This is a genomic window from Pseudomonas sp. GW821-FHT05D12 (assembly GCF_059419825.1).
On sequence record NZ_JBWKSN010000002.1, the window covers coordinates 431,826 to 445,998 of the forward strand.

At 56.9% G+C, this 14,173-nt stretch carries 13 protein-coding genes and 1 pseudogene; 2 read left to right on the forward strand and 12 right to left on the reverse strand.

Annotated features, from left to right (window positions below):
- Positions 1-24: 24 nt before the first annotated feature.
- From AC07SI_RS05025 to AC07SI_RS05035, 3 genes are all read right to left on the reverse strand, one after another.
- Complete coding sequence (locus tag AC07SI_RS05025) at positions 25-1,431, reverse strand: aminotransferase-like domain-containing protein (protein ID WP_495005285.1); 1,407 nt, start codon at positions 1,429-1,431, stop codon at positions 25-27.
- Positions 1,428-2,852, reverse strand: coding sequence for a hypothetical protein (locus tag AC07SI_RS05030; RefSeq protein WP_495005286.1), 1,425 nt, complete (start codon positions 2,850-2,852; stop codon positions 1,428-1,430). Before AC07SI_RS05030 ends, AC07SI_RS05025 begins: the two co-directional genes overlap by 4 nt.
- Before the next feature lie 705 nt (positions 2,853-3,557).
- Positions 3,558-4,580 carry a zinc-dependent alcohol dehydrogenase family protein gene (locus AC07SI_RS05035; protein WP_016975808.1) on the reverse strand — a complete coding sequence of 341 codons (1,023 nt, stop codon included), beginning with the start codon at positions 4,578-4,580 and terminating at the stop codon, positions 3,558-3,560.
- Positions 4,581-4,827: 247 nt separating this feature from the next.
- Here AC07SI_RS05035 and AC07SI_RS05040 point away from each other — a divergent pair, with 247 nt between their 5' ends.
- The gene (locus AC07SI_RS05040) at positions 4,828-5,742 is read left to right on the forward strand and encodes a LysR family transcriptional regulator (RefSeq protein WP_120448544.1); all 915 of its coding nucleotides are present in this window, start codon (positions 4,828-4,830) and stop codon (positions 5,740-5,742) included.
- A gap of 371 nt (positions 5,743-6,113) precedes the next feature.
- The gene (locus AC07SI_RS05045) at positions 6,114-6,749 is read left to right on the forward strand and encodes a LysE family translocator (RefSeq protein WP_027616449.1); all 636 of its coding nucleotides are present in this window, start codon (positions 6,114-6,116) and stop codon (positions 6,747-6,749) included.
- Positions 6,750-6,776: 27 nt separating this feature from the next.
- Here AC07SI_RS05045 and AC07SI_RS05050 read toward each other — a convergent pair whose 3' ends face one another.
- The 9 genes and pseudogenes from AC07SI_RS05050 to AC07SI_RS05090 form a co-directional block, all read right to left on the reverse strand.
- Positions 6,777-7,541 (reverse strand): methyl-accepting chemotaxis protein, encoded by a 765-nt coding sequence (locus tag AC07SI_RS05050; RefSeq protein WP_373682479.1) that lies wholly within the window; start codon positions 7,539-7,541, stop codon positions 6,777-6,779.
- A 93-nt stretch (positions 7,542-7,634) separates the two neighbouring features.
- Positions 7,635-8,669 (reverse strand): annotated as a pseudogene (locus AC07SI_RS05055) (cache domain-containing protein); the annotation flags it as partial.
- 32 nt (positions 8,670-8,701) lie between these two features.
- Complete coding sequence (locus AC07SI_RS05060; RefSeq protein WP_495005358.1) at positions 8,702-9,205, reverse strand: Lrp/AsnC family transcriptional regulator; 504 nt, start codon at positions 9,203-9,205, stop codon at positions 8,702-8,704.
- A gap of 12 nt (positions 9,206-9,217) precedes the next feature.
- Positions 9,218-9,979, reverse strand: a complete 762-nt coding sequence (locus AC07SI_RS05065; protein WP_495005287.1) for an ABC transporter ATP-binding protein — start codon at positions 9,977-9,979, stop codon at positions 9,218-9,220.
- 52 nt (positions 9,980-10,031) lie between these two features.
- Positions 10,032-10,742, reverse strand: a complete 711-nt coding sequence (locus AC07SI_RS05070) for an ABC transporter permease (protein WP_027616445.1) — start codon at positions 10,740-10,742, stop codon at positions 10,032-10,034.
- Positions 10,739-11,467: an ABC transporter permease gene (locus tag AC07SI_RS05075; protein ID WP_027616444.1), complete on the reverse strand. Its 729-nt coding sequence runs from the start codon at positions 11,465-11,467 to the stop codon at positions 10,739-10,741. The genes AC07SI_RS05070 and AC07SI_RS05075 overlap by 4 nt, the downstream gene beginning before the upstream one ends.
- Before the next feature lie 51 nt (positions 11,468-11,518).
- Positions 11,519-12,301, reverse strand: a complete 783-nt coding sequence (locus tag AC07SI_RS05080; protein WP_495005288.1) for a transporter substrate-binding domain-containing protein — start codon at positions 12,299-12,301, stop codon at positions 11,519-11,521.
- Positions 12,302-12,474: 173 nt separating this feature from the next.
- Positions 12,475-12,792, reverse strand: a complete 318-nt coding sequence (locus AC07SI_RS05085) for a DMT family transporter (RefSeq protein ID WP_027616442.1) — start codon at positions 12,790-12,792, stop codon at positions 12,475-12,477.
- 142 nt (positions 12,793-12,934) lie between these two features.
- Positions 12,935-14,137 carry a trans-sulfuration enzyme family protein gene (locus AC07SI_RS05090; protein WP_027616441.1) on the reverse strand — a complete coding sequence of 401 codons (1,203 nt, stop codon included), beginning with the start codon at positions 14,135-14,137 and terminating at the stop codon, positions 12,935-12,937.
- Positions 14,138-14,173: the final 36 nt, after the last annotated feature.

The following is a 14,173-nucleotide window of genomic DNA, read 5'->3' on the forward strand; positions in this document are numbered from 1 at the left end:
AGCATCAAGAGAAAATTCACGTATTCACCCCATCTGTGCCTGCCGCAGCGCGTCGCTCAATGCAGCCAGGGCAATATCCAGGTTGGTTTGCCCTTCAAAGGTATGGCTGATGCGCAGGTGCTGGCGATGCAGGCCGCTGACACTGAACAGTTCGCCCGGGGCCATCACCACGTGTTCAGTCAGCAGGCGCTGGAACACCTGGCGCATATCGACCGGTCGGGTGCAGCCCAGCCAGAACGTCGCCCCGGCGGCGGGCGCGCGGTAAGTCACCTGGTCCCCCAAGTGCTGATCCAGGCGCTGGCCCATTTCGGCCGCCTGCTCGCGCAATTGCTGGCGCAGTGCGCGCAAGTGCTGGTCGATCCGGCCGCTCTGGTACAGGCGCGCAATGGCACGCTGGCGGATCGATGACAGACGAAATGAACGCAGCAGAAACTGACGCTGCAATTCACTGCTCATGCGCCGGGACAGCAGATAGCCAAAGGGGGCTTCCGCGCCCAGGACCTTCTCGAACGAAGAAAACACGATCAACCGTTCGGGGTTCACCAACTCCCGCAGGGGCGCTTGCGACCCCTTGAAACCCAGCTCGCCGAAGGTGTCGTTCTCCAGCAGCCAGCAGCCGTATTGCTCGAGCAACTGCGCGACGCCCAGGCGTTCGCTGATCGACATCGCCACCCCCGAGGGCATGCTGACCGCCGAGGACAGCAACACCAGGTGCACAGGCTCATCACGTAACAGTTGATCGAGGGTCGCCATGTCCAGGTGTCCGTCGGGCGTCCAGGGCAGCTCGATGAGGTGCACCCCGGCATCCTGGAACAGACGCAGGATCAGCCAATCACACGGTGACTCCACAATCACCGTGGTGCCCCGCAGGCCCAGCACCTCGATCAGAATGTCCAACACCCCGCGCAAATCGGCACCGATATACACCTCGTCGGCGTGCCAGCAGCGCGTGGGCGATGTGGTGTAGCGCGCCGCCAACGCCGCGCGCAATTCCCACACGCCGCACGGCTGCGACCACGGCTGCAAGGGATGCGGATAGTGACGCACCAACTCGCGCTCCAATCGCAACAAGCTGCTATCCAGGGATGCCAGCAACGCCGGCTCATCGCCGCTGAGCACCAGCATGCCGGGGCGACGGGCCGCCGCGTAGAGGCGATCGAGCAAATCGCCGCCCGCCCAGGCCGACGGGCTCACCGACAGCGGCCAGGCGTAATAGCCCGATTTCGCCACCGAATAGACCCTGCCCTCCTTCTCCAACAGCGAATACGCGTATTGGATCGTCGAGATCGATACGTTCAGGCGCCCGGCCAGTTGGCGCAAGGACGGCAGTTTTACCCGGGCATCGGTACTGACCTGGTTGATCAGGCTGATCATGTAGCGATAGACCGCCTGATACGCGAAGTCAGCCTGCCGCTCGCCGCGCAGGCTCATTGACCGGACAATTGCAGGGCCTGCGCAGGGTTGCGGGCCGTTGCGCGGGCGCCGCTCGGTTTACTGCCCGTAATGACCATCGGCCGTTTCTGGTACAGGTGCAGCAACAGCGGCAGCGGCAAGCCACTGGTGTCCACCACCCACTGCTGCAGCATGTCGGCGCAGGGCTTGCCCTGCAGCAGTTTGTGCAGCTCAGGCAGGGCCACCAACATGCCGGGATGGCACTGGCGCAAATAGCTTTCGAGCCGTTCGCCATGATGGATAAACGGCGAGAACAGCAGGCAAGTCAGCTGGGTTTCATCCAGGCCGAAAAACTGGTTGGCCTGGGTGGCCGACAAGGTGCGGCCATCACCGGTGCAAGCCTCGGCGAACATCGCCTCGCTCAGGTGCAGGCGGCGCATGAACGGAGCCACCTGCTGAATAAAGCCTTCGACGCCCATTTCGTAGTCCAGCGTGCGCAGGCACTCGGCCTGCAACCCACGCAGGTGGGCCATCAGCAAGGGATGGGAAAAGGCCGGATGGCTGAAATGAAAGCCCAGGGCGTCAGGGGTGTGGGCCATGAACTCGGTGAGCAAGGACGACGACCGGGGGTCGACGCCATCGAGCAGGTCGGCAATGCCGATGTACGCCAAGTGGCGGTGGCCGGCGAGACTGGGCGTGACGCGCGGCGCATGTTCTTCGCCGTACAGGTCGTCGTAGTAAGCGGTGCTCCATTCTTCCATGCGCGCGAACAAGCCGTTGAGCGACTGCGGCCAGGCTTTGGGGGCGGCGACACCGGTGCCCAGCGCGGTCTTCTTCAGCCAGGCAAGCAAGTGGCTCTGTTTGCGTGGCGAATCGCCACTGACCAGCGCATGCACACCGCCGCGCCAGGTGCTGGCCCGCTGGTAGAAATCCCCCAAGGCCAGGTAGGTGTCATTGCTCAGCGCCGCGCGACAGTCTCCGGCGGTCATGTGCCCCACCATCACCCGATTGCGCTGGCTGATTTCACGCCCGGCGGCATTGGCCGGACGAAGGTGGTTGAAGGGGTGAACGTCGTGGTTTTCCACCATCAACAACTCCACGCGCGGGTCGTCGTGGAGAAACAGGCGGCTGTAGCCTCGATTGAGGGTGTCGAGCCTGCTCTCGGTCATGCCGGGGTAGCGCAGGGTCGCGACCCGCAAGTGAAAGGTACGCGGGGCCCGGCCGGCAATACTCAGTTGCGCAGCGCGCAGCAGCGCCAGGGTGTAGCTGCTGACCTCGCCGCCGCCGTGGGCGATCAGCACCTTGTAATCCCCCACCTGTTCCATGCCACCCGCCGCGACCACGATGCGCTGGATCAACAATTGAAGTGCAGTACGTTCAGCGCGATTAAAGTGCCCGATCAAGCGTTGCAGAACTTGCTGGTAAACATACGTCATGGCTTGTTCGTGAATAGTGCTCATCATTCTACTACCTGAGTTGAAATATCAGTTTCAAGCAACTGCTGACAGTGTTTGCTTGAGCTATTGCGCAGATAAGAAGTTCGCCCGCCGCCAGGTGCACCGATGAATAGACACTAGCACCGCGCAACAAAACGACACGGATCTCCTCGGGCATGGCTCACGCCTGGAAAACGCACAGACAGCCTTTATTACTGGGCCGAAGCGCGCCGAGGCGGCCATCCTAGGACTATTCCGACGCCCTCCTACGCACCTTTATCCAACAACTTGAAGAAACATCCGACAAATTGATTCGAGCAACTTCTGGCTGTCCACACTGTGAACTTCCCCTGCAAGTAAGTGCTCGCCCTGCACCACGTCTCGGCTGCGCGATGAGTTCGAAGCCCTCGCGGATGACGCATCAAATAGTCAATCATTGCTCAGTCCTTGAGATGAAAGTGAAGGGCAATTATCAGCGCTGGAATAATGATTAATAGATACAGAAGCTGGCCGAATACCAGTGCAGATAGACAACGCCGCAGGCGTTAATGACGCGCACACAACAACGCCGCGCTGGAATTCAACGCGGCGTCAGGGGAAAAGCCAGGAATCAGGGGCTCAAATGCAGGGAGGTCAACTTGAAGCCTGCGCGGCTTCAGCCCTGTCAAATGGCGCATTTGCCCCATGCGCCAGCGGTCAGGAACACTCGTTTGCGAATATTCCTACGCCTTAAACAGCTTCAACCTGCAGTGCCACACGCTCGCGGCACGGGCATTCGTCCATGTAGCGGTGTGCTTCCACGAACTGATTGAATGGAAACACCGTGGTTTTCAGCGGTACCAGCACGCGGTCAGCAGTCAGCTGGTTGATATCCCGCAGGGCCCGCTGCAAGGCGACCTGGTCCTGGATGATGCCCAGCTCAGGCTTGCCGGTGAAGTTACCGATGCAATGCACAAAGAACTGAATGTTCTTCTGGAACGCCGCGCAGGCCGGGAATGGCGTCTGGTTGCCACCTTGCAGGCCATAGAGCACCAGGCTGCCACGTGGCGCCAGCACATCACCGAGCAGCGACATCTGCGGCCCGCCCAAGCCATCGAACACCACGTCCACGCCGCGGTTGTCGGTGAACTTGTTGATCTGCATCAGCAGGTCCTGTTCTTCGGTGACGATGACTTTCTCCGCACCGAGGGACAGCAGGTATTCGCGCTCTTCGCTGTCCTTGGTCGCGGCAATCACCCGCACACCCAGGGCTTTGCCCAGTTGCACAAAGGAAGGGCCAGCGCAGTGGCTGGCGTCCGTCACCAGGGCAAATTGGCCGGGCTTGACGCGTGCCAGGTCCACATACGCAAAGTAGGCGATCAGCAGCGGCGTGTAGTGCACGCTCGCTTCAATAGGGCTCAAGACATCCGGGTAGCGGGTCAGGGCCGAACGGGGCAGGACGATCTGTTCGCCATACACCGGGTAATCATTGGGGCTCTCGGCCGGAAAACTGGCGACTTTATCGCCGACGGCCAAGTCATCCACGCCATCGCCTACGGCAACCACGACACCGGCCATCTCATGACCAAGGCCGGACGGCAGGCGTGCATGGGAGGACGCCAGGTTCTGGCGCCACAGAATGTCATACCAGCTGATGCCAATCGCTTCGACACGCACCTGCACTTCGCCCGGTGCGGGCTGCGCGGCTGCATGCTCTTCGCATTTGAGCACCTCGGCCGGACCAAACTTGTGAAAACGGATCGTGCGGGACATCGCAAACCTCGTCAAAGTAACCTCTAATGCCATGAACTCTATCTGGGCTTTCCAGGTAAGACCACCGGTCGCCGTTAATAGTCGACATGTCTGTTATTGATTCCGCAACTGAGGAATTGACCTCAAGTATCGTAGGAAAACTCAATTATCCTGTGCAGAGTACCAGCCTTTCCCCGTAAGATTCATGCCGGTCATTGTTCCTATGTGGCCGCTCTCGTCAAGTTTGCTGACTCTTCCAGGACACAAGATGAACCGTAACGACCTGCGTCGTGTCGACCTTAACCTCTTGATCGTATTCGAAACCTTGATGCATGAGCGCAGTGTGACCCGCGCTGCCGAGAAATTGTTCCTGGGCCAGCCGGCGATCAGCGCGGCATTGTCGCGCCTGCGTGGGCTGTTCGATGACCCGTTGTTCGTACGCACCGGCCGCAGCATGGAACCGTCGGCCCGCGCGGTCGAAATCTTCGCCCTGCTCTCCCCGGCCCTGGACTCGATTTCCACCGCCGTCAGCCGCGCCGCCGAGTTCGACCCGGCGACCAGCACCGCCGTTTTCCGTATCGGCCTGTCCGATGACGTCGAATTCGCCCTGCTGCCCCAACTGCTCAAGCGCCTGCGCGCCGAAGCCCCCGGCATCGTGCTGGTGGTTCGCCGCGTCAACTACATCCTGATGCCCGGCCTGCTCGCTTCCGGCGAAATCTCGATTGGCGTCAGCTACACCGCCGACCTGCCGGCCAACGCCAAGCGCAAAGTCCTGCGCCGCAGCCTGCCGAAACTGCTGCGCGCCGACAGCGTGCCGGGCTCCCTGAGCCTGGACGACTTCTGCGCCCGCCCCCACGCGCTGGTGTCGTTTGCCGGCGACTTGAGCGGGTTCATCGACGAAGAACTGGAAAAGCTCGACCGCAAGCGCCACGTAGTGCTCGCCGTGCCGCAGTTCAACGGCCTGGGCACCTTGCTCTCAGGCACCGACATCGTCGCCATCGTCCCCGACTACGCCGCCGAAGCCCTGACCGCCGCCGGCGGCCTGCGCGCCGAAGAGCCGCCGTTGCCGGTGCGCTCGTTTGAACTGCACATGGCGTGGCGAGGGTCGCAGGATAATGATCCGGGGGAGCGGTGGTTGCGGTCGCGGATTCAGATGTTCTTTGGCGACCCTGAGAGTCTCTAGGGGCCGGATCGCGGGCTGTTTATCCGATCACTTCTGCCTTTTCAAGGACCATGGAGATCCATCCACCTCCAGTGCATTGCTACATTGGGGGCATATCTGAGGGCATGCTTTGGATGGTTCGAAAAGGATGCCCCCAGTCTAAGGTCCAGCAGCCCAAATCTCGAAAAATCACACGCTGATGACGGGATTGGCAGGGGCAAACTCGGCGTAGGACTACAGGAAGTTGGCGATGGAAAACATCCCATTGAGCGCGATCCAGTCCCACGAGATGAGAATCAAATAAGCCAGAAAATTCAGCTAAAGAACCCAATGACGAATAGCTTATGAACACTTAAGCTGCGAGCTATTACAAGCAGCTCGAGGGTCGACTGATGTCATTTGATTTCCACCACCTTCTACTCGTTTTTACCGCCTACATTGTTGGAGCGGCAAGCCCGGGGCCCAGCAATATGCGGATCATGGGCGTTGCCATGCACCAAGGCAGAAAACCTGCGCTGATGCTTGCAGCCGGAGTGATCAGTGGTTCTTTTTTTTGGGGATCGATGGCCGCCACAGGCGTCTCGGCCATTCTGCTTCAGTTCGCAGAGGCACTCTTCGTGCTCAAGATCGTCGGCGGAGCATACTTGCTGTTCCTAGCCCTGAAAGCGGGACGTTCTGCCCTGACACCTGACGAGAAAATTGAGAAAGCGCTGGGCGCAGCACCGCCTATCTCGGGTTTTGGCCTCTACCGGCGGGGCTTGCTTATGCACCTGACCAACCCAAAGGCATTACTGGGTTGGATCGCCACGATGACGCTCGGCCTGGGACCACAAGCGACACCTGTAACAGTTATGATCATCCTGGCTGGCTGTGCCGTGTTGAGCATTTCTATTTTCTGCGGTTATGCGATCGTTTTCTCCACGGCACCGATGATTCGGGGTTATCGCAGGGCGCGCCGATGGATTGAAGGCACCCTTGCGTTGGTCTTTGGCGCAGCAGGTTTTAAGCTGCTGTTCTCGCGCGCGTGATTCAATGCCTGCTCTTGTAGGGATGGCCTAAGTTCGAAAGCCATCCACCAGCTGCTTGAGTCGTGTGGCTTGTCGTTCAAGATCGTCACAAGCAAGCAGTGTGGCCTGCAGGTTTTCCACCCCTTCCTGGTTGAGGTTTTTGATCTCGGTGATGTCGATGTTCAGTGAACCGATGACCGAAGTTTGCTCTTCAGTTGCTGTCGCCACCGACTGGTTGATTCCGTCAATCTCGCCGATGCGCTGACTGACGCTGCCCAGCCGCTCACCGGCCTGGTTGGCGATAATCACGCCGTCCTTACTGTAGCGCTCGCTTTCGTTCATGGTGAGTACCGCCTCACGTGCGCCCATCTGAAGCTCTGCAATCATTGTATGGATCTCTTGGGCTGACGTCTGCGTGCGGTAAGCCAGGCTGCGAACTTCGTCAGCTACAACAGCAAACCCACGCCCGGCTTCACCCGCCCGCGCGGCCTCGATCGCGGCATTGAGTGCCAGCAGGTTGGTCTGTTCGGAAATGCCCTTGATGACTTCAAGAATTCGACCGATATTTTCGGTCTTACCATTCAGCGCCTCTATGTTGCTGCATGACGTGCGGATTTTCCCAGAGAGCGCGCCCATGGCATTTATCGTTTGGGTCACCACCTCGCGGCCATCTTCAGCCTGGCACCGGGCATCCGACGCCTGAAGGGAAGCGTCACCCGCGTTACGCGCGATTTCCTGGGCCGCCGCGCCGAGTTCGTTAATCGCGGCCGCAATACTGTTGGTGCGATTGGCCTGGTCGTCCGAGTTTGACATTGACGCACTAGAGGTCTGCGTTACACGCCTGGCCACTTCATTGACATGCTCGGTAGCAGATGACACTTCACGTATTGAGTGCTGAATGCGTTCCACGAAAAGGTTGAAGTCTGCGGCCAGTTCTCCGAACTCATCTTTCGAATGCGCACTCAAGCGGCGGGTAAGGTCGCCCTCTCCCTGGGCGATATCCCGCATGGTTGTACCTATCAACCTCAGGGGCCGCATCAGTACGCGAATAAGCAAGCCCAGCAAAAGCAGCGTGGTCGCAACGGCAATAACCATCGACAAAATGGCGGAAGTGCGAAAGTCATCAAGTGCCGCATAAGCTTTGCTTTTGTCGATGGACAAACCGATATACCAGTTCACCGAAGGCAGTCCCTTGATCGGCGAGAACATCAAAATTTGAGGTTTTCCGTCCTGCTCCGTCTCGCTGATATGGGAGCTAAGTGATGGCGTGTTCAGGGGGTAAATATCGCTCAATTGCTTCATCACCCGTTCTTTTTCTGGATGAACCAACACCCTGCCATCTGCGTTGACCAGAAAGGCATAGCCAATTCCACCTAGGTCGAGCGAGCTGACAATGGTCGCCAGCGTCTCCAGTGTAAGATCCCCGCCTACCACTCCAAGCGGCTGGCCGTCCTGACTGACCGGCGTTGCAATGGTCATCATCAGTTGCCATGTCGTCACATCGAGGTAAGGCTCAGTCAGCGTTGTCCCTCCTGCAGCCATTGCGTCGGTATACCAAGGCCGGGTGCGAGGATCGTAATCAGCAGGTAGATCGTCCTTTGGCCGGATGACGAAACTACCGTTACGACTGCCTAGATAAGTGAAGGTAAACGTCGATAGCAACGACCTCTGCTCCAGCAGCCGCGTGATGTTTTGCGACGCGGGATCATTGGCAACCTCCTGGGCAACATGATCTATTAGAAGTACCCGCCCAGAGAGCCAGAACTGAACGCTTGCAGCCGTGATCTTGCTCATTTCTTCTAGGTGGTTTTCAAGGTTCGAGCGGATGGTTTTGCGCTGAATCGAGTCGTTGTAAAGCGTAAAAAGCGAAAACGCTGCGACAACAACGAATGATGCCGCAAGCAATACCTTATGACTGAACTTCAGGTTCGCAATCATCATGGTTTATCTCTAGGCGTGGAGTGTTGTAATTGTTATGCGATACCAAGGTGCGTCGATGACGGCTTGATGACGGCCAACTGTGGATAGGCCACCAGTTTCTCGATGTGCAGTTCAGTGCTCTCCAGCCAGGACTCAGTGACTGATCGGAAATGCTCCATATCCCGGCAGCGTATCCGCAGGCAGTAATCAAGCGCACCACTCACCAGGTGACACTCAATGACTTGCGGGCAAGCACTGACAAGCGCCTCAAACATCTTTTGCGTGCTGCATGCTCTGCCGTCTGCCAGTGTCACTAGAACCACCAGTGACAAACCGGGCGATAGCTTATGCTCGTCAATGAATGCCCCGTAGCCGCGGATGACGCCCAGCCTTTCCAGCCTGCGAACGCGTTGCTGACAAGGGCTCTCGCTCAAGTGCACCAGCGAGGCAAGTTTTTTATAGGTAATACGCCCGTTACGGCGCAGTACATCGACGATGGCCTCGTCGATGCGTCCCAAACACTCCGGGGGCCCGTGGATCTTCCTTCCGCTGGTCATAGCCAAGGTATTTCACTTCAGCCCGTTGGAGAGAAACTGCTGCAGGCGTTCACTTCTGGGATTATCCAGGATCTCAGGTCCGCCCTGCTCTTCGACCAGTCCCTGATGAAGAAACAGCAGTTGGTTCGACACTCTGCGTGCAAACCCCATTTCATGAGTCACCATGATCATGGTGCGCCCCTCTTCAGCAAGCCCCTGGATGACTTTGAGCACCTCGCCCACCACCTCAGGGTCAAGCGCCGAGGTGGGTTCGTCGAACAGCATGACTTCGGGCTCCATGGCGAGGGCGCGGGCGATCGCTACCCGCTGCTGTTGACCTCCGGAAAGAAACGCAGGGAACTGATCGGCAACACGGGCAGGCAAGCCGACTTTATCCAAGTACCGCCGGGCACGATCTTCTGCGTCTTTTTTGCTGACGCCTAGCACCCGCCGCGGGGCAATGGTGATGTTTTCCAACACGGTCATGTGTCCCCACAGGTTGAAATGCTGGAAGACCATGGCCAAGCGGGTACGCAGCCGTTGCAGCTCACGGTCATCCGCCACACGTAATCCTGCATGATTTTTAACCATGCAAATTGGTTTGCCATCCAAACTCATGGCACCGTCGTTGGGTGTTTCGAGAAAATTGATACAGCGCAGGAACGTACTCTTTCCCGAACCGCTCGCGCCGATCAGGCTAATGACATCGCCCGTTTTGGCCTGCAGGGAAACACCCTTGAGTACTTCATGGGTACCGTAACTCTTATGTAGTCCGTCAACCGTCAATTTGTACATGTTCGCAATCATCCTCTAAGCGGGTTGGGAGCGGCCCTGTCAGATACAGGGCTCAGTGAGTCGGCCCTAAAAAGGCCAGCCAATGACGTTCGGCAATTCGGAACACTCCGACCAACGCAAAGGTGACCGCCAGGTAAATCAGTGCCGCAATCCCAAACGATTGAAAGGTTAAAAAGGTCGCTGAGTTCGCGTCACGGGCAACTTTGAGAATGTCCGGCACCGTGGCGGTGAATGCCACCGTGGTTGAGTGCAGCATCAAGATCACTTCGTTGCTGTAATACGGCAGCGAGCGACGCAAGGCTGACGGCATGATCACAAACGCATAGAGTTTCCATCCCGAGAGGCCATACGCTTTTGCCGCCTCGACTTCGCCATGAGCGATGTTGCGAATGGCCCCGGCAAATATCTCGGTGGTGTAAGCGCACGTGTTCAGAGCGAAGGCAAGAATGGTGCAGTTCATTGCATCGCGAAAGAATGCGTCCAACACAGGCTGAGCGCGTATTGCGGCGAGGCTGTAGATTCCGGTGTAGCAGATCAGCAGTTGGATGTAGAGCGGTGTCCCCCTGAACAGGTAGGTATAAAACTGCACTGGCCAGCGCACGTAAAACCTGGGGGACACGCGTGCGATGGACAATGGAATAGATACGATAAAGCCGATGAAAAGCGATGCGCTGAGCAACCATAGTGTCATGGCCAGACCAGTGATTTGCTGGCCATCGCTGTAGACGAATGACCTCCAGTACTCCTGCAGTAGTTCGATCATCGCACTGCCTCCCGTAAACCCGCGGCGTAGTGTTTTTCCAGACAGCGCAGGACGAAGTTGGAGATGCTGGTGATGATCAGATAGGTCAGTGCAGCCAGTACCAGGAAAAAGAACAATTGATAGGTACTTTTTCCTGCGTCCTGGGCAGCCTTTACCAAATCAGCCAGGCCGATGATCGACACCAATGCGGTGGCTTTAAGAATTACCATCCAGTTATTACCCAGCCCCGGGAGGGCAAACCGCATCATTTGCGGGAATACCACAAAGCGAAAACGCTGGGCGCGACTTAACCCATAGGCAGTAGCGGCTTCGACCTGTCCACGGGGTACGGCCAGCATGGCGCCGCGGAAAGTTTCGGTGAAATAGGCGCCGTAGATAAAACCAAGGGTGATGATTCCTGCGACGAAGGGATTGATTTCGATGTACTGCCAGCCCAATGCCACTGTGATGACCGTCAGCCAGGTTTGCAGACTGTAGAAAATCAACAGCATCAGCACCAGATCCGGCACCCCACGAATCAGTGTGGTGTAGAGCTGCGCGGGCATACGCAGCAGCTTGAGACTGGACAGTTTAGCGCTGGCGCCCATCAACCCGAGCAATACGCTAAGCAAAAGAGAGCACAGGGACAGCTTGACGGTCATCCAGGTGCCTTCGAGCAGCAGCGGGCCGAAGCCTTGCAAGCTGAATGCAGAGAGCCCCAATGCGCCTAATAATGGTTCAAACATGATCAACAACCTATAGCGAAAACGCCCATCCAGCGGACGAGCGCCGGGTGGTTATTTGCCGCGGTAAAGATTCAGATCGCCAAAATGCTGCTTCTGGATCGAATCATAGGTGCCATCGTCGTGAAGAGCCTGGATCGCTTTATCCAGCAAGGCCTTGAGCTCTGTATTGCCCTTGGCGATGCCGATGGCTGTTTTGGAGGGAAGATAAGGGCTCTCGACCGACGGGCTCATTTCGTAGTCAGCGCCCTGGGGGGAGTTGATAAAACCCAGTTGGGCTTGAAGCGCATCCTGAAGGGATGCATCCAGCCGCCCCGCTACCAGGTCGTAATACACCTGATCCTGGTTCTGATAGGACTGGATTTTTATCCCGGCTTTGTCCAGCACGGCCTTGGCGTAAGCTTCCTGGATACTGCCTTGAAAATAGCCAACCGTTTTGCCTTTGAGTGATGCCACATCCGTGCTCAGGTCCGACCCCTTCTTGAACACATAGGACGTGAATCCGGAGAAAAGCTCGCTTGAAAAATCAATGGCTTTTTCACGAGTGGCCGTCACGGTCATGGATGACAGGATACCGTCGAACTTGCCGGCCCTGAGGCCTGGAATCAGGCCATCAAAATCGCTTTCCACCCAGATGCATTTGACTGAAAGCTTGGCGCAAATCGCGTTGCCCAAGTCAATATCAAATCCCTTGAGGCTGCCATCGGCGGCCTTGGACTCAAACGGCGCGTAATTGGCATCTACGCCGAAACGCAAGGTGGAGTATTCTTTGGCAGACACTGCACTTGTGCACAACGCCAAGCCCATTACTAAACATAGCTTCTTTAGCGAAATCATAATTACATCCCTAGATATTGTAGTTGGATTAAGGGCAGTAAACATCCGACAGCATTAACCATGACGCTCGTTATTATTTAGCGAGACCTGCGTCTGGACTTGAACGTTACCTGAGTACGGCGACTTTACGAATATGGCAAATTGAACGTTATCACGAGCAAAATGCTCGCCTTTCAAGCAGACACCAATTTCATCATTAACAGTCCACTGACAATCAATACGGCGGCCACGATACGCAACAGCGTGGCGGGTTCACCCATGAAGAAAATACCTGCAGCAAAAGCTCCCACAGCGCCGATCCCCGTCCAGATGGTGTATGCCGTACCCAGCGGCAAGCTCTTCATCGAGAAGGACAACAGCGCAAAACTGGCAATCACGGTTACAAATGTAATGACCGTGGGCACTAATCGCGTAAACCCTTCAGATTGCTTCATCGAAAAAGCCCACACCACTTCAAATACTCCTGCAATGATCAAACTCACCCAAGCCATGAGCAACTCCTAAACGATAAAAAACGCATAGACTGTTCGCGCCAGACGCAATTAAAACGTCAACGTTATTAAAAAGACCCCCGCGAGGACGGGGGTAAAGACGGGTTGACCAAACCCTAGTTTCGTGATGTTTTCAACTCAATCACTTGAATGTTGCGTCCAGCGCGAACGCAATATCCTTGATCAAGTCATCTGGATCTTCCAATCCGACTGAAAAGCGCAAATGACCGTACTGGCGGAACTCTTCGGGGTACTTGTCAAAGCCACCTCGACCCTCTGCACCTACGTGCACGATCAGTGATTCGTCGTGCCCTAATGAAACGGCCGACGTGATGATGCGCAGGTTCGATACAAAGCGGTTCTGGGCATCAGGATCACCCTCTACGGCAAACGCCATCACTGCACCATAGCCCTTGCCCGCAAATTGCCGGCGCGCCAACTCGTGCTGTGGATGGGAGGACAAACCGGGGTAGTAGACGTAGGCAATCCGATCGTCGTTGTCCAGAAAGTGAGCCAACTTCTCGGCCGAGTTCAGCAATTGCTTTAAACGCAGAGGCAACGTGACCGATCCGCGCATTATCATCCATGCATTGAACGGAGAAATGGTCGCACCGAGGTCAACCAAGGCATCGTTCTTGATCTTGTTGATCAACTGGTTGGAGCCGATCACCACCCCACCCATGGCATCACCATGACCATTGATGTACTTGGTCAATGAGTGAATGACAAAGTCGACGCCGTGTTGACTTGCACGGAAAAATGGAGGGGGCGTGAACGTGGCATCTACAGAGATCAGCGCGCCATGGGCGTGTGCAATTTCAGCCAATGCGGCAATGTCTGCAACTTTCGTGGTGGGGTTGGCGATCGTTTCAGTGTGGATCAGTTTGGTATTGGGCCGAATGGCATTACGCACCGATTCGAGGTCACCGACATCCACGAAGGTGGCTTCAATGCCGTAACGCTCAGGCAGGAGTTCGGCGAAAAGCCGCCAGACCGCCTGGTAGGTGATGTCACTGACAATGACATGGTCGCCACTTTTCAGGAATGAAAAAAACACTGAGTGCAACGCCGCGACACCGGTCGCGAATACCACCGCATCTTCACACCCTTCAAGGGCCGCGAGTTTTTTCTCAAGGCAGACCTGGTTGTGACCTTGATTGCGTGTGTACACGAGCCCATCCGGACTCGACCAGTCCATGGTCGCGGGGTCTTCCGGCAAGAGATAGGAGTTCGCCATAACCAATGGCGTACGGACGGCGCCACTGGTGACATCCGCGACATTGCCGCCATGAACAGCCAGCGTCGCTGCAGATAATGTCGAAAGATTGTGCTTGTCGGGGCGCATGTCGTTTCCTCTTTATTGTTGTGTGTTTCATTCTTG